Below are 22,336 nucleotides of genomic sequence, written 5' to 3' on the forward strand. Positions count from 1 at the left end.
CGTCCGAAATACATTTGTATCTATCAATACCAAAAAGAGGCTGTCACAGGGACGAGCCTCTTTCTGTCCGGCCTCACCGGAAGGATTAGCGGTTCAGTACATCTGCAAGCAGTTGGTTGGCTAGAGCGGGATTCGCCTTGCCTTTACTTTCTTTCATAACCTGACCAACAAGGAAGCCAATGGCTTTTTGTTTACCAGCTTTATAGTCTTCCACGGATTGAGGATTATTCGCTACAACCTGCTCAACGATGGCAAGAATGGCGCCTTCATCACTAATCTGCACAAGACCCTTCTCTTCAACGATCTGCTGTGGAAGCTTGCCGCTCTCCAGCATTTCCTTGAATACCGTTTTGGCGATTTTGCTGTTGATTGTGCCCTTCTCAAGCAGGCCAATCATCTCACCCAAGCCTTGACCTGTCAGTGGAACTTGAGTCACTTCAAGGTTGCTCGTATTCAGGTAACCCAGCAAGTCGCCCATGATCCAGTTGGATACGGACTTCGCATCCTGAGTGTATTTCAGACTATCTTCAAAAAGATCTGCCACAGCTTTGGAGGAGGTAATAACCTCTGCATCATAACTAGGCAATCCATAATCAGCCGTGTAACGCGCCTTGCGCTCGTCTGGAAGCTCCGGTATGGTAGCTCTGATCCGCTCTTTCCAGGCTTCGTCAATATGCAAATTCACCAGATCCGGGTCCGGGAAATAACGATAGTCATGCGCCTGTTCCTTACCACGCATCGACAGTGTTTTCCCTTGAGCTTCGTCCCAGCGACGCGTCTCCTGAACCACTTCACCGCCATCATCCAGGATCTCAGCCTGACGGTATTGTTCATATTCCAGACCACGCTGAACACCACGGAAGGAGTTCATGTTCTTCAGCTCGGCTCTTGTTCCCAGCTTCTCCTGTCCATGTGGACGCAAACTGATGTTGGCGTCACAACGCAGTGATCCTTCTTCCATCTTCACGTCCGACACATCACAGTACTGCATGATTGCACGCATTTTTTCAAGATACGCACGTGCCTCTTCCGGAGAAGAAATCTCAGGTTCGGATACAATCTCCACAAGTGGAGTACCAACACGGTTAAAGTCCACCAAAGACGCGTATCCGCCATCGATATGGGTAAGCTTCCCTGCATCTTCTTCCAAGTGAAGACGTGTAATGCCGATTCGTTTCGTTTCACCATTCACTTCGATATCAATCCAGCCATTCTCACCGATCGGTTGATCGAATTGCGAGATCTGATAGGCTTTGGGTGAATCGGGGTAAAAGTAGTTTTTACGGTCAAACTTGCTGACATCAGCAATCGTACAATTCAGGGCCATCGCTGCCTTCATGGCGTAGTCTACCGCCTGACGATTCAGTACAGGCAGTACACCCGGATGTCCGAGACAGACCGGGCAGGTATGCGTGTTCGGCGGAGCTCCAAAAGCTGTGGAGCAGCCACAGAAAATTTTGGAGTTGGTATGCAACTCCACGTGGACTTCAAGTCCAACGACCGTTTCATATTTAGATGCGGACATTTCTATATTCCTCCGTTCCTGGCAGTCTACAGCTGCGGACGCTGCTTGTGGAATTCTGTATTTTGTTCAAACGCATGCGCTACACGCAATACGGTTGTTTCATCAAAGGCTTTACCGATAATCTGCAGGCCAACAGGCAATCCATCCGAGAATCCACATGGAATGCTAACAGCAGGTACACCAGCAAGGTTAACCGGAATAGTCAAAATATCGTTCAGATACATCGTAAGTGGATCATCCACCTGTGAACCCAGTTTGAACGCCGTAGTTGGCGCAGTTGGTCCGATAATCACATCATATTTGGCAAATACATTGTCGAAATCCTGTTTGATCAATGTACGTACTTTCTGTGCTTTCAGATAATAGGCATCATAGTAACCCGAGCTGAGTGCATACGTTCCGAGCATGATACGTCGTTTCACTTCCGGACCAAAACCTTGACTGCGGGACTGATGGTACAGATCCAGCAAGTTATCCGGATTGTCAGCACGCACGCCATAACGTACACCATCAAATCGAGCCAAGTTGGAAGAAGCCTCTGAAGATGCCAGCAGGTAATACGTAGCCACCGCATATTCGGTATGCGGAAGGGATACTTCTTCCCATGTTGCCCCGAGCCCTTCAAGAACTTTCAATGCAGACAAAACTGTCTCTTTCACTTGTGGATCGACGCCTTCACCGATGTATTCCTTCGGAACAGCAATGCGAAGCCCTTTGACATCACCTGTCAGTCCGCTCAAATAATCCGGGATCTCTACTTTTGCAGATGTCGAATCTTTGGCGTCATAACCAGCAATGGCCTGCAATACATAAGCCGAATCTTCAACATTTTTCGTCAAAGGACCAATCTGATCCAGGGATGATGCAAATGCAACCAATCCAAAGCGGGAAACAAGTCCGTACGTCGGCTTCAATCCAACAACACCGCAATACGAAGCAGGCTGTCTGATGGAGCCACCTGTATCTGATCCAAGCGTGAAGTATGCTTCTCCCGCAGCTACAGCTGCTGCAGAACCACCGCTGGAACCTCCTGGAACACGATCAAGTGCCCATGGATTACGTACAGGGGAGAAACTTGAATTCTCATTGGAGCCGCCCATGGCGAATTCGTCCATGTTGAGTTTACCAATAGTTACGGTGTCCGCAGCTTTCAATTTCTCGACAACTGTCGCGTCATACACCGGGTCGAAATTACGAAGGAATTGGCTACCACACGTCGTGCGCAGTCCGTTCGTAACGATGTTATCCTTAATACCTACTGGCAGACCAAAAAGCAAACCTTTCTCCTCGCCACTAACCAGACGGTCATCCAGTTGACGTGCACGAGCGCGTGCTTGTTCTTCATCCAGTGCCAAATATGCCTTAACTTTATCGTCATGCGCGCCAATGTTCTGATACGCCTGATCCACCAAATCGCTGACCGACAGCTCTTTGGCATGCAGCTTGTTATGTAACTCAGGCAACGATTGTTCAAATAAACTCACAGTTTTTGTCCTCCTTCCGGTTATCCGTTATTCCATTACTGCAGGCACTTTAAACTGCCCGTCTTCTTCTTCCGGTGCATTGCGCATCACCTGTTCAATCGACAGGCTTTCTTTGGTCTCATCTTCACGCATAACATTGCTTACGTGCAGAACGTGAGTGGTGGGCTCGATGTCTTCTGTATCCAGCTCATTCAGCTTTTCTGCATATTTTAAAATCGCGTTCAGCTGACCTGTCAGGGTCTGTTCTTCTTCAGCAGTCAAGTTGAGCCGGGCCAGCTTGGCCACATGCTGAACGTCATTATTCGAAATACTCATTAGCGGATGCCTCCTTCATTCGTTCTGATTCCCGAAACGACCTGAAACGAATCGCTCGTTTAACGGGCTAAAGTCTCAAGATAACTTTTTTCATTATAGGTGAGATAGTTCGACAATTCAATGCAAATGACCTGACAGGCTTCCGGGAAGCTAAAATCAAACTTATAAAATAAAAAAGAGCCGGCATCAGCCGACTCTTAAAATTCTAAATCCATGCACGCAGATTAACCTGCTTTATAAAATCCGCCTGTGACATAACATCGTTCGCGGTTTCCTCTTCCTCTTCCACAGCTTGAAAATCTCCGTTCATCAGATGATGAAACAGCTTCTCATTGTGTGTCGCAAGGGCGTAATCTATCAACGCTTCTCGCTCGACCCGCTCAGCTTCCTGCTTCAGCAGAACCTCTTCCAGATCGACGTCGCCGGATGGAACAAAAAAGTTCCGGTTCACCTGCGGCACTCGAAGCACGTAATCGAACGCATTGTCCGGATTCCGGTCATAAGCGATGATGAAACCATATTCCCCCACAGGAAGATTCTGCTCAAACGCATCCGCGACGATGACAACCTTCTCTCCTAATCGCAGCATCGTCTAACCTCCTGGTAGTCTATCATTAATATTTATTTGTATAGTCTACTAGAAAAGAATAACGATGTCTAGGAATACTAGAATTAAACAACATATTTGTGCAAAATCTTTTTTCCATTTTTAAAATGATGTTATTTCTGATTCCGTGCACCTGGCTTGCGCTGTGATCGAATCACGACAAACCAATATATTATAAGTGGCGTGGGAAATCCTGTGATTCCCCATAATCCCCATAACCAAGGGAAACGTCCACGTCTGCGTGCGTCCTGAAAGATCCATGTGCCCTGAACCAGAAGGAAAATGCCAAGCAATGCCAGCCACAGTGGAGAAATCTCATCCAATGAATAATGTATTTTATTCATGATGAACCTCCTTCCGGCGCCGTCCGGCCCAAATCACAGCCAAAATCACCGCAACAGCTGTACCAAGAGCCTGGATTCCCAGATAAAGAGCTGGAGCAGATACAAAAAATAATGCCCCAAAGGTTATGGCAAGCAATCCAACCAACCAGAAACATATCATCTCGATCCAATTGGCTCGACGTCTAATCTGTCTCCGTTCCCTGACTTGGGCTTCAAGTGCACCCAAAGAAGGAATACTTGTCGGCTCAAATGCATCATCGAGCACTTTCATGTGTTGCTGCAATCGTTCTACAACTTCTTGTTCTTGTGCATCATCTGATCTGCTCATCCTTATTCCAGCTCCTTTCTTAACTGACGGAGACCATAAGCTGTGCGTGACTTCACCGTTCCCGCAGGAATACCCAGCATTTCCCCGATCTCGTCATATCCGTATCCATAATAATGCTTCAGTAGCACTGCAACACGATGTTCGGGTGTCAGTCTTGTCATCGCATCCATGACATCTGTCCATTCTTCATTCCGAGTCTCAAGCTGCCAGCGGAATCGACGTACAGCCTGATCCCGGATGAGAGCAAGCCAGTTCTGTTCTCTCTTCTTACGTCTTGTCTTATCGATATAGATGCGGGTCGCAATGGTGATCATCCATGATGAAAAGGCAGACGTGCCATCATATCGATGGATATTTTCCATACAACGAATCATCGTATCTTGCACCGTCTCTTCTGCGAGGTTAGCGTCCATTGTCACTTTGACAAGATACTTATACACAAACGTGTAGTGACGTTGCAACAACGCTGCGAGTGCGCTATCGTCTCCCGATACTGCTCTGCGTACCTCTTCCAGCTCAGCTACCTTTATCATGAAATCACCTGCTTCCCGTTCAATCTGGAGTTAATACGACAGGCTCTGCAAAAACGTTCAATGAAATCAAAAAAAAAATTAAACCCGACAATTTCCCGGGCAATCAGACTTGATTCCGGTAATCTTGCAGCTTGTCGAACCACGGTTGGTTGCGGGCTCCGTTTCTTAAAACACGGCTTGCCCATATATTCTGCTGAGACTTCATCACTTCATTGGTCACGCTGGGGTTATGTATTAAAGTTCGCTCAGTACCTGTTTCTCTTTTCCCACTTTCCAATATGCGACGGTTTTCTTCAATGATCGGATACTCGACACGCTGATTCAACGGAATAACTCTTGTTTTCTCCACTTTGATATTCCCCACTCTCATGATCTACTATTTCTTAAATTTATTATTTCTAAATCAATCTGTACTTGCTATTGGTCTAAAACTGGATTGTGATGAAGCGCATCTTGCATCTCTATGTAGCGTAAAAAAGGCTAATTCTGTGATAAAAAGGGGCTGAAAACAAAAAAAGAACGCAAACCGGGTATAGACCACAGTCTGCGTGCTTCGCGAGGTTGGGTGTTTCTTGGTAATGCTTCAGTTAGATGATGCCTTAACGCTTGTAACAACTAATTGCTATTCTAATGAAAAAGTTGTCACTTGTCCAGACTTTCTTCACATATCATGTCGGATTATCTTGCGGACACGTAAGGATTGTTCTGTTTCTCATAACCAATGGTCGTTTTGGGACCATGACCTGGATATACTTTCACTTCATCAGCAAAGGTGTAAAGCTTGTTCTGGATTGAATCAATCAGATCCCGTTCACGCCCTCCTGTCAGGTCCGTTCTGCCCACACCCATGCGGAACAGCACATCACCGGCAAACAGGTCGTTATCACAAAGCAAACTTACACTGCCTGGTGAATGTCCAGGTGTATGGAACACTTTAAACGTATGACCAATCAGATTCAGCTTCTGCCCTTCGTCCATGGCATATTCAGCAGGATCTGTCGAAAGCGGTGGTGTCGCCTGTGGCCAATTCAAAGATCCATTTAATTTCGGGGTGGTCAGCCAGTCACTCTCCAAGTCATGAAGATAAACGGGACATCCCTTCAATTTACGGATCTCATCTACCCCACCCATATGATCAAAGTGAGCATGAGTGAGGAGAATGGCTTCGATCTCCAAGTCTTGGATCGCCTTAAGCAGCGGCCCTGGATTCATGCCTGGATCGATAATGACGGCTTTGCCCGGATCATCTCCTTGTAAAAGATACGCGTTGGTCTGAAGCGGGCCTAGTGTAAACGTACGAATGTTAAGCATATCGGCTTAGTAACCCGAAATCAGTTCACGCAGCTCACGGATAATGGCCGCATGTGACTCCGTTCCTTCCCCATAACGTTTACCAATCTCTTGACGCGCTACAGCCAAATTTTCTTGATAATCTGCTGCTTCACGATCCGGATTAAGGCGTTTGAATTCAATCATGACTTCCTGTACATGCTGCGGACGAGGTCCCCACTGACCTAACACATGACCACCTGTATCTGCAAAAATAACGACTGGCACGGAACGGCCACCCATCGTCAGGAACTCATCCATCACTTCCGGATGGTTCTCCATAATCAGAACTTCTGTTGGAATTCCTGAGATTTCAAGCGCCTGGAACACAACCGGAATATTACGGACAACATCCCCGCACCAGTCAGCAGCCAAAATTAACACACGCAGATCATCGCGATGGTTCAGGCTCTCAAAGAACTCACGATCCTCTTCGTTCGACCAAGTAAAGCTATCATAGTTGGCCTGGAATTCACTTTGGTTCTTGGTCATACTCTCGATAAAATCTTTCGGTGGAAGACCTTTACCGAATTTGTGAGACAAGTTGGGTTTACCCATGACTAGACACTTCCTTTCTTTTTACGAACATTCATCCATTTAATAAGTACATAAACGATCATAAGGGCGAGAGCGACAAGCAAAATAGGCATAACATATGGTGCCGCTTTCTCATCAATATGCTTCCATTGATCTCCAAGAATCATCCCTAAATATATAAACAATGCAGTCCAAGGTATAACAGCGAGTGTAGTAAGCAAGATGAATTTGCCTGTGTGCATTTTCGTGATGCCAGCCGGGATGGAGATTGCATGTCTTACCACCGGAACAAAACGCGCTGTGAAAATGACACCTGTACCATACTTGCGGAACCACTCCTCGGAATGGTCGATGTGTTTTTTCTGGATGAGTATGTATTTACCGTAGCGTTCAAGTACAGGTCTGCCGCCATAACGGCCAATCCAGTAAATAAATAACTGGGCAATCACACCGCCCACAGTACCAAAAATCATAGCACCGAAGAAGTTGATATTACCTTGTGAAACGAGAAAACCTCCATACGCCAGCACAATTTCGCTTGGGATAACTTCCAACATTAATCCAAGCATGATTCCAAAGTACCCAAGACTTTGAATCCAATCGAACAATTGGCCAACAAGGTTATGAATAAAGTCCATCTCAACCCTCTTTCTCCATCCTGATTGGCGGTGCCCCTCCGCACCATGGATGTTCGTCCCTATTTTATCACAGGGCTGTGGACGTTGCTACATCACGAGGTTAGGATAGTGTCCCGTTCGTAACAGTCCGCATATGGTATGGGGAGAGGAGCGTGAGAAGATGTCACACAAGTCAATACCCGGTTCTCCGCCGGTCAAACATAAGCAATCTGGTCAAAACCTTCCTTCCGCCAGAGGAATTCGCAGAGCATGCAGCAAGGAATTGTACCGGACAGCCAAAAGGCTAAAAGTATATGTCTCTCCCGAACGAATGAAACAGGCGGAAGAATATTATTACGGTAAGGTGATTACAAATCTGCTCTGGATTGGGGAGAATCGCGACAACCGCAAGAAATTATGTGAGTGGTGGAACACAGATGTCAGTGCAGAGATCGCCACGATGTGGGAAGTAGACGTTGAACCATTAAAAGATGCGTTTCAGCACGCATTTGGCGGTTATCGTCTGTAGATTATGGAGGAATGAGGCAGATAGCTGTGTCTTCAAACCTACTGAAAGACGCAGCAAAGCTGAAGCGAATCTTAAGCGAATCTGAACATGTTAGGAACGGGTGAGGGCACGGGCACTGTGTCCTTAACGTGTGATGTTAATGCCCCTTCACGTACGAGCAAGCGATAGAGACAACATAAATGCGAATTGCTCACTTATGATGTAAAGCTTCGCTCTGGGCGGAGTTCAGGGTCGTCCTCTGGCTTGCGGATCGAGCAGAGCATGGAGCCGACCACCACGGGGAGCATGAACATAAGCTGGGATTATATTTTCATGCTCATGCTCAAGCCCATACTCATAACTCAAGCCCAAGCCCATGAGCGGTAACGAATCTGAGTCGTCTTATTCAAGGATTTGAAGCACTCTTAGAAATCTAAGGAATCTGAGACACGTTATATCGAAATTTTTGGACTTTTATAGGGTTTTTGTTAGGGAATTTCCGGAAATAACGTGTCTGATGTTCCTTACAATTTAAAAGGAGGAGCTAAAGGCCAAATAAGACGTCCTGTGTTCCTTAGAAAATCGCATACCCATCCGCGAGGAGCAGCCAGCTTGGACTCCCAGAATTTTTAGACGTTGACATCCATCATCATTTCGCTTGGGTTAGCGTCAAGATCCAGCAGTGATTCAAGGGCTCCGCTTAGTCAACTCTGGAGTAAACGGAGGAGAAGAACCCGAAGCAAGCCTGCGCAGGTTCTCTCCATAGCCTGGAGCATGTTCTTCCAGTACAAAACGACGATCATTGCGAACGTTTCCTGCTTCCACTTCCTCAGCCAGCAGTTGATACCGTTCATACATCTGGACACCAGCGGCGGCAGTCTGTTGGGCTCGATCCGTGAATCCTGCCTTCCATTCCCGCCTCGCTACCTGCTCCATCCAATACAAAGCCGAGGATTGGCCAATGCCATCATACCGATTCAATGCGATCGCTTGTTCAAAATATTCTCCAGCCTGCTGTCCTTCGCCGAATTGGGCTACCAATCGTCCCAGTTCGATGTAAATCTGAGGGTGCATCGGGGAATGGGACAAGCTGTTCATAAGGAATGATTCTGCTTCTCGTCCCGGAAGAGATCGTGCAAGGGATATCACGATATCCGGTCGATTCGGGTTAGACTGAAGGGCAGCCACAAGATGCACCTTCTGTGCTGGAGTGCCATCCGGTTCAGACATCGCCTGACGGTACTGCACTTCTGCTACGGCATATCGAGAGGTCAGCCAGACTGTTCCACCAATCCAGAAAAGGATGATCATCACTGTGGATACCCTTATTAGCCGAGCAGTTACTCGCTGAAAAATATGAAAGAAGGAACGCATCGGGACAGCTGATGGGTGGGATTGGGTTGATAAATATCGCAAGAAAAGAGATCTGGATTTAGATCTCAATTTAGATCCCGATTTGGATCTGATAGGAGTGTATTTCACAGTTACGCCGGATCGCTGGACCCCCTCTGTTTCCGTCTTCAATGCGACTGCCCAGGCACCGAGCCAGATGAAGAGCATCCAAAATAGTGTAAAGCTCCAGTCAAAGTCCATCGCCCCATGCAGGCCAAAAATAAGCACAGAAGGCATGAGCTGCGGTGCAAAATGAAAGATGCTTCGCAGGGTGAGGAGAAACCACCCTGCGACAAGCACGATGCCGATCATGCCCGTGTCCAGGGCGAGATCGAGCAGGCCGTTGTGGACCTCGCCTCCGACATAAGGCGAGGATTGAATGGCGCGGAATATGTTGCGCCATGTATCCCCACCGTGGCCGAGCCATGCGGCCTCGGTCCACAGCTGGAGGGCGTCCCGCCACATCTGTAGGCGGGACACCCCAGTGCCGACACCCGCCGCGAGGCGATCGGCGGTGGAGGCCACGGCCATCAGTGCGGCGGCGGCTCCCGCCAGCACAATGGCCGTCAGGGCAGCGGCGCGCGGAGCCTTGGCGGCGCCGCTGTGCCATAGGCGGCACAGCAGCAGCGTGCCGAGCAGCGCAGCTGCCCATGCCCCGGCCAGTGCCAGCAGGCCGGGCACTGGTGCAGGCGCCAGCTGGGCAGCAGCCAGCTGGCGGTACAGCCAGGCCGCGCACGCCAGTGGCGCGGCCATGGCCAGTAGCAGCGGCAGGCGGGCACCGCGCCGCTGCAAAGCAAAGGCGGCGACCGCGGCGCAGCCGGTCGCCAGCCAAGCGCCGCGCGACTCGCTCAGCAGGAGCGCGGCTTGCGCGGGCATGAGCGGCAGCACTGCCGCGATGAGTCGCCCGGCCGGCACAGGCCGGGCTATGACTCGTGCGGCGGCTGTTAGCCGCTCCAATGCGTACATGCCTACAACGGCACCGTACGCATTCGGGTACTGCAATAGTCCGCCGAGCCTTGCTCCGGCGGAGCTGATCTCGGGGTCAGCAGTCCGCATCACCCCGAAGGGCAGCGGCAATATCCCGCATACGGCAAGGATGCCGCTTAGCACAAGCAAGCCTCCTGCCATCTGCCAACCGCAAGCTAACCAACGCGCACCATCCGTGCGCGTAGCCAGTATTGCAGTGAGTAGCGTAAACATCGCAAGTAGGCTCCACCGCAGCATTTCATCCATGCTGCCCTGTTTACTCACCGAGCCTACCCATGCATGTAGCCCAAAACATGTCATCATCCCCAGCGGCCACAACACCCGCAATATTCCCGGGATTCGAATCATTCGCCAAACCATTCGTTCATTGTTCCCTAGCCAATGTACCGGTGACAGAGGTACTTGTTTTCTTCCTTGCTCCTGCTCTTGCTCTTTCTCTAGTCGAATACCTACAAGGAAAAGCAAAAACATAATCAATATGCTTCCTGCTGCGATCAGAATGACAGGATACAGATCCGCCGAATAATATAGTCCCCGACTCAGACACCCTGCAAGTAGCAAGATAATTGAGAGTATGCCCAGCCCAACAGTCCCTCCCGACCCTGAATAATGTTCACTTCTCAAGATCCAAGGAAAACGACCTGACCCATCAATTTGGATAACTTCATTTGATTGATATGTATCATCTTTTTCATACATATCATCTTTCATATCATCTTTGTTGTATGTATTTTCCCTATGATATGCACTGTCTCTACTGCCTTTACTGTCTCTACCGTCCCTCTTGCCCCCATTACATAAGTCCTTGTTATCTACAGATTCTGTACCATTTGCATGGTGAGACCTTTCAAACGCCTGTTCCATCACTTCCTCATTCGCCGCATACCCTCGTCTATACCTTACAACTCCCTTATGCATTGTCCTATTCTTCATCCTTATACACCCTCCTTCCTTCCAGCACTCCATATGCATAACAAAAAGACAGAAGATCCCGATAACGGGTCCTTCTGCCTGATATACATCTGAAAGTTATAATGTTGATTGCTACGAAGTATGTGCATAGAATATCATTTTACATTCAGGGACCCTAATTGCAGTATGTCCCTGGATTGGCGTTGGCACACTCAGCAAAGGTCGCAATTTGCGGAATCTTGAACGGTTTCTTTGCTCGATTTTGATTTCCCGTTGGCCTGCTTGCCATCGCCAGGAAGCAAATCGGCACAAGCCCGCTCCAAATATGGATCAGCATGAATGAAATCACGGAAAGCTGTGTATTCATTCCACATCTCCGTCACTTCGCCAGCCTGACCGCGAACAGCACGAATCAATATGTTTTTAGGCGTATTCTCCATATCGATGAATTCAAGCAATTGTGTCTTGTATCCCATCAGATCAAGCAACTTGGCACGAATCCCATCCGTAGCCAGTGCGGAAAAACGTTCCTTGAGGATGCCATGGGACAACAACGGATTCATCACGGAAGCCTCTACTTGATCAAACAGTTCATGCTGACAGCAAGGAACAGACAGAATAACAGAAGCCCCCCAACGAACTGCCTTCTCCAAAGCAGCATCGGTAGCTGTATCACAGGCATGCAGCGTGACAACCATATCCACTTCATTCAATTCATCGTAGTCCGCGATGTCTCCAACCAGAAACTTCAGATCGCCATAATGCAATCGATTAGCCAGGTCATTACAGTGTTCAATTACATCTGCCTTTAAGTCCAGCCCAATAATCTTGAGTGAACGACGTTGTTGTACAGACAAATAATGATATAACGCAAATGTCAGATAAGACTTGCCGCAACCAAAATCAACGATGGTCAGTGGACGTCCTTCCGGCAGATGTGGAATGACATCCTGCACCATTTCGAGGAAACGGTTGATCTGTCTGAACTTGTCATACTTGCGGGCCAGCACACGACCTTCTTCGTTCATAATACCAAGTTCAACGAGGAACGATACAGGTACGCCTTCTTCTAGTACATATTGTTTCTTGCGATTATGCGACAGATCCACCGCAGTTTTGGAAGCAGATTTGGTCAGAATGGATACTTTATATTTTTTGCTGATCAAAATTTGATAGTCTGCCTCGGTCGTACAGAGCAGCCCTTGACGAAACGTCTCTTCGCATAACAAAGTCATGCGCTCAGCCGCTTCAGCCGGAGTCAAATTCTCGTGCAGCACTTTGTTGTTATAATGAAATGCAAATTGATAATGCAGCTGATTCTTCAGTGTCACCGGCTTGACTTGCACTTTGGTATACGAGACATTGTCCCGTCTGCGCAGCTGGCTCCAGGTCGCTGTAATCAGCGAATTCTGTTCAAAGATGTCTTGTATAAGCTTTCGCAATGAATCCACGGGGTACATCTCACTTTCGATTTGGTTTGGTCAACCGTTACCATACCACAATTCCGTTCCCTCTCCAAGTAAAGGCATGTAACAGGCCTTGATCCAATCCATATTTTATGAGTTCATCTCTTTACGACTTAGTTCAGCTAGTCCCTCTTCAACTTCGTTCCGTGGCAGACCGCCCTGCTCCAGTTGTTCATCCGTGAGTGGGCTCAACCTTCCATAGAACGCCTGTACATCATATCGGTAGCTCACCGGGAATTCAGCACCAAGCTGTAGCAGCCTGTACCAACTGTTCTCTGCCTGGTCATAACGCCCTTGTTGTTCACGATAAAGGGCAAGCTGTCTTTCGGTTCGAGCAGGGAGTTCATATTCTTTCGTAAGCCCCAACACACCCTCCACCCGTTCCGGTGCGTCCAACAACTTGGGATTAGCGCCATGATTCAATGCATACAGGTAAAAATGAAGTGATCTCATCAATCGAATGAGGGCGTCATCCTCTGCGTCCATTCTCTCCTGATCATCTATGCCTTCCACTTTGGCCTTCTCTTGATAGATGTAAGCTTCTTCTTCAATCAGCCTCGCGGCTTGCTGCAGATTATCTACCTCAATTATTCCGCGAAAACGGAACATTTCAATAACATCCTCTGCTGGCAATGAGTTCAGTAGAGATAAGTTCAACCCAAACTGCCTGCGCATCAACTCATCCAGTTCAGACAATGCCTCGGTGTGCTTACGCTGCTGTTTGAGCGTGAACACTTTGCCTATTGCTTCAGTCATTTCCTCCATCATGCGGAGCAGATAATCTTTTCTGAACATGCTGTATGCCCCCTCATCATTCGACCCTATACATTCAATCGCCCTCATATCGTTCCTTTATATTTATTTTAATTCATGCCATCACAAAAAGCCAAAAACAAGACACACGTGTCTTTGCTCTGGACATGAACACACCAAGCCCCCGCCTATCCCAAAGGGACGTGGCAGGGGCTCGGTTGAAATGGAACTGGTTACTCCTCCTCCACAAGAGGTTGAATCATCCAGAAACCAAACTATATTCTAAAGATATCAACATTAATCACTTCATCAATTACTTCGATAATCCAGCCATAAATTGTTTAATGACCTGAATTAACTCTTCAGGAGCTTCATACATGCTCATATGACCTGCACCCGCAATCACGGCTTGCACGATATGTGGCTTGTCACTTGTAAATGTACGTTCTGGCGGGATAACAGCATCCTTCTCTCCTGCAACCAGCAATACAGGTAAAGGTGTAGCCGATAACACATCGCGGCGATCCGGGCGTTCTCGCATAGCAAGTGCAGCACCAACAGCACCTTGAGGAGCAGTCTGGTATCCAATTTCCTTCACACGTGTTACATGCTTAGATAACGATTCCACATGTTCCGGTGCAAACAGTCCGGGAACCAGTCCATCTACAAAATTCACGATACCTTCGGTCTGAATGGTGGATACAGCACGAAGGCGTTTTTCCTTGGCTTCTTCACTGTCCGGATAGGCTGTCGAATGAATCAGACCAAATGCATTCAAACGCTCCGGGTGACGTTGTGCAATCGAGAGCGCAATGTATCCCCCCATCGAGTGTCCCAGAAGGACCGCTTTTTCCACATTCAACTCATCCATCAACTGTAATACATCGTTGCCCATCTGTTCGATGGTATAACTTCCTACAGGTGCATCTGTTTTTCCGTGTCCACGCAGATCAGGTACGATACAGCGATAGCTGCGTGCCAGTTCAGGTACGACCTCATCCCAATACGATGAACTGCCACAGTATCCGTGGAGCAAAATGAGTGCTTCTCCCTTACCTTGTTCGGCATAACAAATCGTCGTTCCATCACACATCACTTTTTCCATATGAATCCCTCTCTCTGCGCGAATTAAATAATTCAGGTTGTATATTATTAAGCCTACATATCATGAATGAAACGTTTGTCTCCATTTCCATGCTTCAATTGCGGCATCTGCAATCGTTCGGGACATCCCCATAACCAAGTGAAGCGAGGTCATCTGCAAAATGGAATAGGGCCTTGGTCCATTCGCATTAACCACAGCTGCTACACTGTATTGTCCAACAGGGGGTAGCTTGCCTCCGACCGATTGGGCCGGAATGAGTGGGTTATTCGAGAGATAGTATGTACCTACCGCCTGCTTTGGACCCAGACATGCATCAATCGCTATGATGGCATGGTGTGCAGGAATAAGTGCCAATTTCTTTTCCAGCGTATCTGCATCACAAGGGGAAGACAGCGTGCCAATCACGTTCTCCATTCCGCTCTCTTGCAGTAAACTTCCTGACAGTGGACCCAGAGCATCCCCGGTGGAACGATCAGTACCGATGCAGACAAACGTGATTTCAGCTGGAGAATGAAGTTGAATGATGTTTTTGAAAAATAAGACCAGATTCTCTGCAGGCACGCCTTTGTGGACTTCCCTTCCTTGATGGCGAACCATTTCTCGCTTATACGCTGCCAAGCTGTATTCCCTCCAGTACACTCAGGTTTCCGTTAAATCCTGTTGTTGTATCCATCATTGTAACCGATGCTTGGTTTCCTCGCAAAAGCATTAGCCTGAGCGCTTCCAATCATGATACAATAACAAGAGTTTCCGATACGGAAGGGATGAACTTAACGATGGATTTATCACAAGCAACAGCAGCCAATATGGAATATATGATTGAAGCGATCAAAACCAAACTTCGTATGGCAAGCGGTGCCGCCATGCAAGCTTCTTCATTCCCACTTGAGAAATATGAAGATCTGTTTGACCTGTATGAAATGATTTTGAGCAAGGAACATCTCAGTATCTCTGAAGTGGAAGCTGTCGCTTCGGAACTGGGTAATCTTCGTAAATCCTAAGCAAAAAAAAGGACCTGTTTCCACATCACCGTGGGAACAGGTCCTTTTTCCACATGTTTATATTTCCAGACTATCTTTTACGGAATACATCCCATCCTTAAGGCAGGTCAACCAAAACAAATTCGGCAGGTTCACTGTCTGTGCTCGTGATTTGCAGATCACAGCTTTTGCGAATTCGTGCGGCATCCCCCGGCTTGAGGTTGAAGTTACCATCCGAACAATGAATCTCCACATGTCCACTGATCAGGAAAAGATGTGTCCGTCGATCTTCGTGTTGCGGGTACATCAACTTTTTCCCGGACTCCAAATGGGACAGATAACAGGTTACATCCTGGGAAATAGGCAATGCGCCTTCGCTTCCCTCGCCCCCTTGCCCGGATACAATCGGACATAGACGATTCAAATGCTCCTGCGGCTCTATTCTCCGATTCGTATAGGAAGGTTTCAGCATACGCTCCGATGGCAAAAACCACATCTGGAGGAAACGTACCGGTTCATCCGCTGACGGATTGGTCTCGGAGTGTTCCACTCCCGTACCCGCACTCATCACCTGGACCGCTCCCGGTTCAAGCAATTGTTCTGTTCCCATACTATCCGTATGTTTGAGTGTACCTGATATGACATAACTGACAAGTTCAAGATCATGATGTGGATGTTTCTTAAAGCCTTCTTGCGGCATCAGCGTGTTTTCATTATGAGCCAACAGACAGCCAAAATGGGCGTTGCTTGGATCATCATAATCCGCAAACGAAAAGCTGAATTCACTGTGTATCCAACCTCGATCCGACGTGTGCCTTTCTTCCGATGTCACCACTTTAATCATGTTCATCCACCTCCGAGGGTTTAGAGCTGCCACATTACCGCGGCAGTCCATGCGTGTATATGAATTGTATAGATGAATACCAGTTGGTATGTCATCTTTACCCGGGGTCCGGCAACTCTAATCACGCCCCTTCTTAAGGTTATACGCTATCTTCAAGTGAGTGGAGAATGAACTCACTATCTGCATGACCTACAAGGGTACCCGCATCATTTCGGATGTCCGAAGGGAACACTTCAGCCAATCGTGCAATGGTTCTTTCATTGGAATAACCAATCTGTTTCAGGATGGATTGGGTAATGAAGGCCCACTCTTCCTCAGAACCATCAAGCACCTTGAAGGTGATTCCCAGTCTTTCTTTTTTCAGACCAAAACCGAATACCCCCTTGAATCCACCCTTCGCTACAATGTTATTGTCTTCCAGCAGCACTGAATCTACACGCTCCGTGCCACCAACCATCAACGGATGTTCATTCATAGCTGATGTTATGGTCTCTACAGCTGTTCTTGTGGAAGGGTCAGCGATAAGATCTGGACAAGCGAGCTTCAGATAAGCGTTCGATAATGCCGACAACGGCAAAGAAAATACCGGAAAGCCGCAGCCATCCGTCCCAAGCTTAATCTCTTTTTCTTCAATACCTGCCAGGTCGGCAAAGGTTTCAAGAATTTCTCGTTGTACCGGATGATCCGGTTCAGCATAACTGCCCAAATCAACCTGCTTCATCTGACTGTACCCCAGAATTCCCAGATGTTTTCCGGAGCAGTTGTGCAAGATGCGCCGTTTCTCTCCTTGTCCACGTAACCATTGATTACGGCTTTCTTCATTAAGCGGATAACTTGGTGCACAGATCAGGCATTCTTCTCCCAATCCGATCTTACCAGATAACTGCTCCAGCACCCGAATGTGTTCCGGTTCCGAACGATGCGAAGAGGACATAATGGCAATCTCCTGTGCCGATAGGCCATAGTGACTGGCAATTCCTGCTCGAATACCCGGAATGGCTTGAAAAGGTTTGGCAGATGAGCGAGTGAACGCTCTAAAATGAGGGTCACCAGCCGAGTATACGATTCGGCCATACTCATCCGTAATACTTATGTGTCCGTAATGGGCGCATTCCATAACGCCTGCACGGTATTCTTTAATTAACAAGGCACTCTCCATGCGAGTTCTCTCCTTTGTGCTCCCGATTTCATCTCTGCTTTGCGTCATGACGCCGCATGGGATATCTTAAATAGTATAGTACAAAAGCGACGTTTTTACAGTTTTTTCGACAGGCATTTCGGGTATAGCTTTATCATCTATGTTCATCTACTACAATAACTGAAGGAGAAACTCATTATGCCGCGCAAAACGTATTCACCAGCCTCATTCAGTTCAAATTCCGGTACGTTATTACGTCCACTCCTCAACTGGGGTATGGCTGGCCTGGCCCTCAGCGCATCGGTCGTATTTATCCTGGCAGGTCTGGGTGCCTGGTTGGGTGCTGATGTTATTATTCGTCTGGATGATCAAATTCAGCAATTATTTTATCTGAATTCAGATTCACGTCTTCATCTATTCCCTTACACTGCATTCATAACCGCACTGGGCTCATTCAAAATCTCTGCTGTGGCTGCAGGAGGTTTTGCTCTTCTTTTCTTCATTCAACGCAGTCCAAGGTTTGTTGTATATGGATATGCGCTCACGGGAAGTTTTGCCATGATGTGGATTCTGAACACGTTATTGAAGGAATTTTTCAGACGAAGCAGACCTGAACTGGATCATCTGCTGGTCGTTCACGGGTACAGCTTTCCCAGCGGACATGCCATGATCTCCATGGGCTTCTACGGCATGCTCTTTGTAATCTGGGCCATTGAAAGACAGCGACATAACTCTTCCGGTGTGTGGCTTCCTGTTCTAGGTGGTATTAGTTTTATTTTCTTGATTGGCCTCAGCCGGATCATGTTGGGCGTTCATTATCCTACGGATGTATTTACTGGATTTACTGCTGGATTGGCATGGATCTTCTGCATGGTTAAAGGCATTAAACAAAGCCGCTAAAGAATGAATTCCTCTAATTTCCAGTTCATTCCTCCTCATCTTTATTGTTTCACAGGGTTGCACGGGGTTTATATACGAAGTAAGCAAACGCGAACAGACAACATCCTACATCAAGTTTAAAGGAGGCGGTTGTTATGTGGGGCATCATTATCAGCATTGTGATGGCTGTCATCATCGGTTTGATCGGAGATGCACTTGCCGGTCACAACATGCCTGGAGGCATAATCGGTGCAATGATTGCCGGATTTGCCGGAGCCTGGCTGGGAGCACTTTTGCTTGGTAACTGGGGACCAGTTATCGGTAACTTTGCCATTATCCCTGCCATCATTGGTACAGCGCTCTTTGTTTTCTTGCTGGGGCTTGTGTCCAGACTGCTAAGACAGGCTGCCTGATTCGGGCAACAAGGTGTTCGTTGTTTCGTATTTGTTTCTTAAATTGAAGAAGGAGTGATTAGACATGAATAAAGCAGAAGAGCAATATCCTGTACAGACGGGTTCGACTTTTGCAAAAGGTATTTTCATCGGGGGTTTGCTGGGAGCTGCAGCAGCACTACTCTTTGCGCCTAAACCGGGACGTGAATTGCGTGGTGACCTTTCCGAGAAAGTGGGCATCGTTACTGACCGCACCAAAGAAGTGGCAACTGTTGTAAGTGACAAAGCCTCTGAACTGGCTAAAACGGTCTCTTCCAAAACTTCAGACATTGCAAAAACGGTAAATCAAGGCCGTAATGATGTAATGGACTCTGTGAGAAAAGCGTCCGCTGATGTGGCTAACGAAGCATCCCGTGCATCTGATGAAGTGGCTGCCGCTTCCGTTGAAGCGAAGGAAGATGCACGTAAAGAACTTAACTCGACCAGCCTGTAAGGCGATACAGATCGAGAGACCAATAGCCAGCTGCACTTCAGCTGGCTATTTTTTATCCAAAGCGAGTTGAGGAGGACGAATAATATGAGTAAAGTTACAATTAATGGTAACACTCCAATTACGGGAGGAACACCGGCACAGCAGTATGATACAAGCGAGCATCCTTTTGAATTGCGTCATGAGGTAAAGCGATTAAACACCCGTCTGGACCAGATTGCGGACAGTCTGGAGAGAGCACAGATCAAGGATATTATTGAGAATTACAGCAGTCCCAAAAAGCGGATTATTACCAATTTCACAGCGGGCATGGCACGAGGTCTTGGTCTGACTGTGGGTACCTTTGTTGTTCTCGGTTTGCTGGCATTCATTCTCAGCCAATTCGTGAATATGCCGATTGTGGGCCAATATATCGCTGACTTGCTTGGTTATATTGAAGATTACAAAAACTAAGAGGACTAGCCAAAAGGCTATCCCCTACGCGTTTCAGTTGCTCCTTTTTTCTCTGTCTCTTCAGCTGAAGGCTGGGAAGACTTCACTTTGAGCAGATCTCCTGTCCAGCCTTTCATCATCAGCCATACATACATGCTGATCATGCTTAAAATAATGACGACAAGGACCAGTACAACTCCCCATGATTTGTCGATAAAGGGCAGGTTCTCAAAGTTCATCCCCCATATCGCGCCAGCTGCCGTGGCAGGTATGAACACAGCGGTAACTATGGTTAGCGTCTTCATAATCTCATTCCCACGAACCCCTGAGATGGCATTATCAATAGATATTAACGTATCGATCTCTTTCTCGTAGTGACTAAACAAACGTTCCATTCGCTCTACTCGATGTTGGAGCTGCTGGAAATATCGATTTTCGTTGATTTCACTGAGATAAGCCTCATGGGCAGCGGCCATCAGTTCCGAGTAGGGGATAAACAGATTGCTCCAGTATAACAGTTCAAATCGGGCGGCCAAAATCTGGTCCATTAAAGTTCGGGCATTGCGGGATTCCATCTTCCGTTCCAGTTCACGCAGGTTCATCTCAAAATGATCCATCCCCACATGGTAGTAATGCAGTATAGCTCGAAAAAGTACAAACATCCCGTCCCTGGCTTCACTACATTGCTGTAACATATGGGCACGTTCATCCGTCTTCATAATGCCTCGTGTATTGTCATCCATATTCAAGGTAACCAGGTTATTGCGATCGACATAGAAAAACATCTGATTATCTTGACGTTTGTCATCTCTCTCATTTTTGACCGCATACAACAATGAACCAAATATGACTGGTTCTGTACCATTCATGAAACGGACGGACAAATAATTTGATTCCACTTCCGGAATCTTATGAAGCCAATACCGCATATCCGGAAACGCCTCTGTCAGCTCCTCCAACGCATCCTTCATGCTATCGGTGTCAGGCGGCGCAACCCAATCCCACCATTGCCAATGGTCCGAGCAAGATAACTTGTCACGGCGAGCTTCCAACTTGATTTGGTTCACAATCACTTTATCCACTCCTGCACTCATGTTCTTCATTGCATACCCATATCTTTTTGATCCCAAAAAGGACACGTATGCATTTCAGCGCATTGACGTGTCCTTCTTTATGCCGTACTCAACAACATTAGGGTTCCATTTGTCATAACATTGAAGCATTAGACATGATCTGTTTCAGTTTCTCTGTAGCTCGCTTCTGAATCCGAGATACACTCATCTGTGAAACACCAAGCTTTTGGGCAATTGCCCGCTGAGATTGGCCATCCTGGAATGCTAGAATAAGTACCTGCTGTTCTTGTTCCTTCAATTGTCCCAATGCCTGTTGCAAGTCCATCCGTTTTTCGACCGAATCATAGTCATTCACATCTGCACTGATCAGTTCTCCCAATGTTGCTGCACTGTCATCCTGAGATAAAGGAGAATCCAGTGATACATAGTGGTAACATTCCCGACCAGCCAGAACTTCAATTGTCTCTTCTGCAGTCAGATCAAGGTATTCAGCAATTTCGTTCACACCGGGTGAGCGCTCCAGCTTAACGGTTAACTCATCAATGGCATGTTGCACAAGGGCTCCCTTTTCCTTAATCCTCCGGGGCACCTGAATATACCAGGATTTATCACGCAAGTAGTTCTTCATATGACCGATCATGCTCTTCATGGCATAAGGTTCAAACGGAATACCCAGGTTGATATCGTATTGCTTAAGCAAACGAATCAAAGCCATCTGCCCGGTCTGATACAAGTCTTCGTATAGATCGGGGCGATTCCGAGCGATTTTACCTGCTGCCATCTTGACCATTGGTTCATATTTACGGATGAGAACTGTTGCAATTTCATTATCTAGGGTCTGCTGGTATTCCCAGATCAAACCTATAGCTTCAGACATGGACTCTGGGGGAGTCACTTTTTCATTCATACTTTCTCCTCACTTCTTGCAAGACGTTTTACGAGTACTACTTTCGTACCTTTGCCCGTCTCACTTTCCACACTGACATCATCCATCAAGGCTTGCATCAGGTAGAACCCAAGTCCGCCAATCTGTGCTTCCGTCAGTTCTTTGTCGTGTAGACCGGCACGTGACACAGCAGGGTTCATGTTCTCGAAGCTGGCACCTTCGTCCTTGACAATAATGGACAATGTTTCGCCATCCACTTCGAATACAACTTCAACCATGCCGCCTTCGTGTGAGTAGGCATACAATACAGAGTTGTTACAGGCCTCGGATACAGCAACTTTCATATCCTCAATGTCTTCGTAGGAAAATCCCATTTTGGATGCTACTCCATAGAGATTGAGTCTTACAATATCAACGTAATCAGCTGTCGCAGGTAAATTAAGGGTGACTCTTTGAACTTCTGCATTCATTCCTTTTTCG

At 47.3% G+C, this 22,336-nt stretch carries 27 protein-coding genes; 6 read left to right on the forward strand and 21 right to left on the reverse strand.

Features of this window, described 5'->3' with window-relative positions; genetic code table 11:
• Window positions 1-85 precede the first annotated feature (85 nt).
• The 11 genes from gatB to MHI48_RS25780 all read right to left on the reverse strand — a co-directional run bounded on the left by gatB (window position 86) and on the right by MHI48_RS25780 (window position 7,640).
• Complete coding sequence (gene gatB, locus MHI48_RS25730) at window positions 86-1,525, reverse strand: Asp-tRNA(Asn)/Glu-tRNA(Gln) amidotransferase subunit GatB (protein ID WP_036667996.1); 1,440 nt, start codon at window positions 1,523-1,525, stop codon at window positions 86-88.
• A gap of 26 nt (window positions 1,526-1,551) precedes the next feature.
• Entirely contained in the window at window positions 1,552-3,009 is a 1,458-nt protein-coding gene (gene gatA / locus MHI48_RS25735; protein ID WP_036667997.1) for an Asp-tRNA(Asn)/Glu-tRNA(Gln) amidotransferase subunit GatA, read from the reverse strand.
• Between the two features lie 27 nt (window positions 3,010-3,036).
• Entirely contained in the window at window positions 3,037-3,324 is a 288-nt protein-coding gene (gene gatC / locus MHI48_RS25740; protein ID WP_036607033.1) for an Asp-tRNA(Asn)/Glu-tRNA(Gln) amidotransferase subunit GatC, read from the reverse strand.
• Window positions 3,325-3,529: 205 nt separating this feature from the next.
• Window positions 3,530-3,913, reverse strand: a complete 384-nt coding sequence (locus MHI48_RS25745) for a hypothetical protein (protein ID WP_024631336.1) — start codon at window positions 3,911-3,913, stop codon at window positions 3,530-3,532.
• A gap of 131 nt (window positions 3,914-4,044) precedes the next feature.
• Window positions 4,045-4,275 carry a hypothetical protein gene (locus tag MHI48_RS25750; RefSeq protein ID WP_174806499.1) on the reverse strand — a complete coding sequence of 77 codons (231 nt, stop codon included), beginning with the start codon at window positions 4,273-4,275 and terminating at the stop codon, window positions 4,045-4,047.
• Window positions 4,268-4,603: a YxlC family protein gene (locus tag MHI48_RS25755; RefSeq protein WP_076328915.1), complete on the reverse strand. Its 336-nt coding sequence runs from the start codon at window positions 4,601-4,603 to the stop codon at window positions 4,268-4,270. Before MHI48_RS25755 ends, MHI48_RS25750 begins: the two co-directional genes overlap by 8 nt.
• A 2-nt stretch (window positions 4,604-4,605) precedes the next feature.
• A complete protein-coding gene (gene sigY / locus MHI48_RS25760) occupies window positions 4,606-5,136 on the reverse strand; it encodes an RNA polymerase sigma factor SigY (RefSeq protein ID WP_076328914.1) in 531 nt (176 codons plus the stop codon).
• Between the two features lie 103 nt (window positions 5,137-5,239).
• Window positions 5,240-5,485, reverse strand: a complete 246-nt coding sequence (locus MHI48_RS25765; RefSeq protein WP_179086543.1) for a hypothetical protein — start codon at window positions 5,483-5,485, stop codon at window positions 5,240-5,242.
• A gap of 329 nt (window positions 5,486-5,814) precedes the next feature.
• The gene (locus tag MHI48_RS25770; RefSeq protein WP_036607016.1) at window positions 5,815-6,447 is read right to left on the reverse strand and encodes an MBL fold metallo-hydrolase; all 633 of its coding nucleotides are present in this window, start codon (window positions 6,445-6,447) and stop codon (window positions 5,815-5,817) included.
• A 6-nt stretch (window positions 6,448-6,453) separates the two neighbouring features.
• Window positions 6,454-7,023: a thioredoxin family protein gene (locus tag MHI48_RS25775; protein WP_017692292.1), complete on the reverse strand. Its 570-nt coding sequence runs from the start codon at window positions 7,021-7,023 to the stop codon at window positions 6,454-6,456.
• Between the two features lie 2 nt (window positions 7,024-7,025).
• The gene (locus MHI48_RS25780; RefSeq protein ID WP_036607012.1) at window positions 7,026-7,640 is read right to left on the reverse strand and encodes a DedA family protein; all 615 of its coding nucleotides are present in this window, start codon (window positions 7,638-7,640) and stop codon (window positions 7,026-7,028) included.
• Window positions 7,641-7,800: 160 nt separating this feature from the next.
• Between MHI48_RS25780 and MHI48_RS25785 the strand changes: the two genes are divergently transcribed.
• Window positions 7,801-8,148, forward strand: a complete 348-nt coding sequence (locus MHI48_RS25785; RefSeq protein WP_076328912.1) for a dehydrogenase — start codon at window positions 7,801-7,803, stop codon at window positions 8,146-8,148.
• Between the two features lie 666 nt (window positions 8,149-8,814).
• Here the strand turns inward: MHI48_RS25785 and MHI48_RS25790 are convergent.
• From MHI48_RS25790 to yyaC, 5 genes are all read right to left on the reverse strand, one after another.
• The gene (locus MHI48_RS25790) at window positions 8,815-11,439 is read right to left on the reverse strand and encodes an O-antigen ligase family protein (protein ID WP_076328911.1); all 2,625 of its coding nucleotides are present in this window, start codon (window positions 11,437-11,439) and stop codon (window positions 8,815-8,817) included.
• 191 nt (window positions 11,440-11,630) lie between these two features.
• Window positions 11,631-12,878, reverse strand: coding sequence for an SAM-dependent methyltransferase (locus MHI48_RS25795; protein ID WP_051447021.1), 1,248 nt, complete (start codon window positions 12,876-12,878; stop codon window positions 11,631-11,633).
• Window positions 12,879-12,974: 96 nt separating this feature from the next.
• Window positions 12,975-13,679, reverse strand: coding sequence for a DUF6483 family protein (locus tag MHI48_RS25800; RefSeq protein ID WP_076328910.1), 705 nt, complete (start codon window positions 13,677-13,679; stop codon window positions 12,975-12,977).
• A 271-nt stretch (window positions 13,680-13,950) separates the two neighbouring features.
• Entirely contained in the window at window positions 13,951-14,742 is a 792-nt protein-coding gene (locus MHI48_RS25805; RefSeq protein ID WP_036607004.1) for an alpha/beta fold hydrolase, read from the reverse strand.
• Window positions 14,743-14,802: 60 nt separating this feature from the next.
• A complete protein-coding gene (gene yyaC / locus MHI48_RS25810; protein ID WP_083677477.1) occupies window positions 14,803-15,360 on the reverse strand; it encodes a spore protease YyaC in 558 nt (185 codons plus the stop codon).
• Between the two features lie 158 nt (window positions 15,361-15,518).
• On the opposite strand from yyaC, the gene MHI48_RS25815 reads away from it, so the two are divergent.
• On the forward strand, window positions 15,519-15,743 hold the full coding sequence (locus MHI48_RS25815) for a DUF1128 domain-containing protein (protein WP_036607002.1): 225 nt from the start codon (window positions 15,519-15,521) through the stop codon (window positions 15,741-15,743).
• Between the two features lie 97 nt (window positions 15,744-15,840).
• Here MHI48_RS25815 and MHI48_RS25820 read toward each other — a convergent pair whose 3' ends face one another.
• Window positions 15,841-16,566: a pirin family protein gene (locus MHI48_RS25820; RefSeq protein WP_076328909.1), complete on the reverse strand. Its 726-nt coding sequence runs from the start codon at window positions 16,564-16,566 to the stop codon at window positions 15,841-15,843.
• A gap of 139 nt (window positions 16,567-16,705) precedes the next feature.
• On the reverse strand, window positions 16,706-17,725 hold the full coding sequence (locus MHI48_RS25825) for an asparaginase (protein WP_036606999.1): 1,020 nt from the start codon (window positions 17,723-17,725) through the stop codon (window positions 16,706-16,708).
• Window positions 17,726-17,902: 177 nt separating this feature from the next.
• On the opposite strand from MHI48_RS25825, the gene MHI48_RS25830 reads away from it, so the two are divergent.
• From MHI48_RS25830 to MHI48_RS25845, 4 genes are all read left to right on the forward strand, one after another.
• A complete protein-coding gene (locus MHI48_RS25830) occupies window positions 17,903-18,604 on the forward strand; it encodes a phosphatase PAP2 family protein (protein WP_076253597.1) in 702 nt (233 codons plus the stop codon).
• A 134-nt stretch (window positions 18,605-18,738) separates the two neighbouring features.
• Window positions 18,739-18,996 (forward strand): GlsB/YeaQ/YmgE family stress response membrane protein, encoded by a 258-nt coding sequence (locus MHI48_RS25835; protein WP_017692278.1) that lies wholly within the window; start codon window positions 18,739-18,741, stop codon window positions 18,994-18,996.
• Window positions 18,997-19,060: 64 nt separating this feature from the next.
• Window positions 19,061-19,468, forward strand: coding sequence for a YtxH domain-containing protein (locus MHI48_RS25840; protein ID WP_076319638.1), 408 nt, complete (start codon window positions 19,061-19,063; stop codon window positions 19,466-19,468).
• 84 nt (window positions 19,469-19,552) lie between these two features.
• The gene (locus MHI48_RS25845; RefSeq protein WP_017692276.1) at window positions 19,553-19,918 is read left to right on the forward strand and encodes a DUF5665 domain-containing protein; all 366 of its coding nucleotides are present in this window, start codon (window positions 19,553-19,555) and stop codon (window positions 19,916-19,918) included.
• 17 nt (window positions 19,919-19,935) lie between these two features.
• Here MHI48_RS25845 and MHI48_RS25850 read toward each other — a convergent pair whose 3' ends face one another.
• The 3 genes from MHI48_RS25850 to rsbW all read right to left on the reverse strand — a co-directional run bounded on the left by MHI48_RS25850 (window position 19,936) and on the right by rsbW (window position 22,326).
• Window positions 19,936-20,970 (reverse strand): magnesium transporter CorA family protein, encoded by a 1,035-nt coding sequence (locus MHI48_RS25850; RefSeq protein ID WP_076328908.1) that lies wholly within the window; start codon window positions 20,968-20,970, stop codon window positions 19,936-19,938.
• A gap of 133 nt (window positions 20,971-21,103) precedes the next feature.
• Complete coding sequence (locus MHI48_RS25855; RefSeq protein ID WP_036606995.1) at window positions 21,104-21,877, reverse strand: sigma-70 family RNA polymerase sigma factor; 774 nt, start codon at window positions 21,875-21,877, stop codon at window positions 21,104-21,106.
• Window positions 21,874-22,326: an anti-sigma B factor RsbW gene (gene rsbW, locus MHI48_RS25860; protein ID WP_036606993.1), complete on the reverse strand. Its 453-nt coding sequence runs from the start codon at window positions 22,324-22,326 to the stop codon at window positions 21,874-21,876. Before rsbW ends, MHI48_RS25855 begins: the two co-directional genes overlap by 4 nt.
• Between the last annotated feature and the right edge of the window lie 10 nt (window positions 22,327-22,336).

The sequence above is a fragment of the Paenibacillus sp. FSL H7-0942 genome (genome assembly GCF_045040715.1).
GTDB lineage: Bacteria > Bacillota > Bacilli > Paenibacillales > Paenibacillaceae > Paenibacillus > Paenibacillus amylolyticus.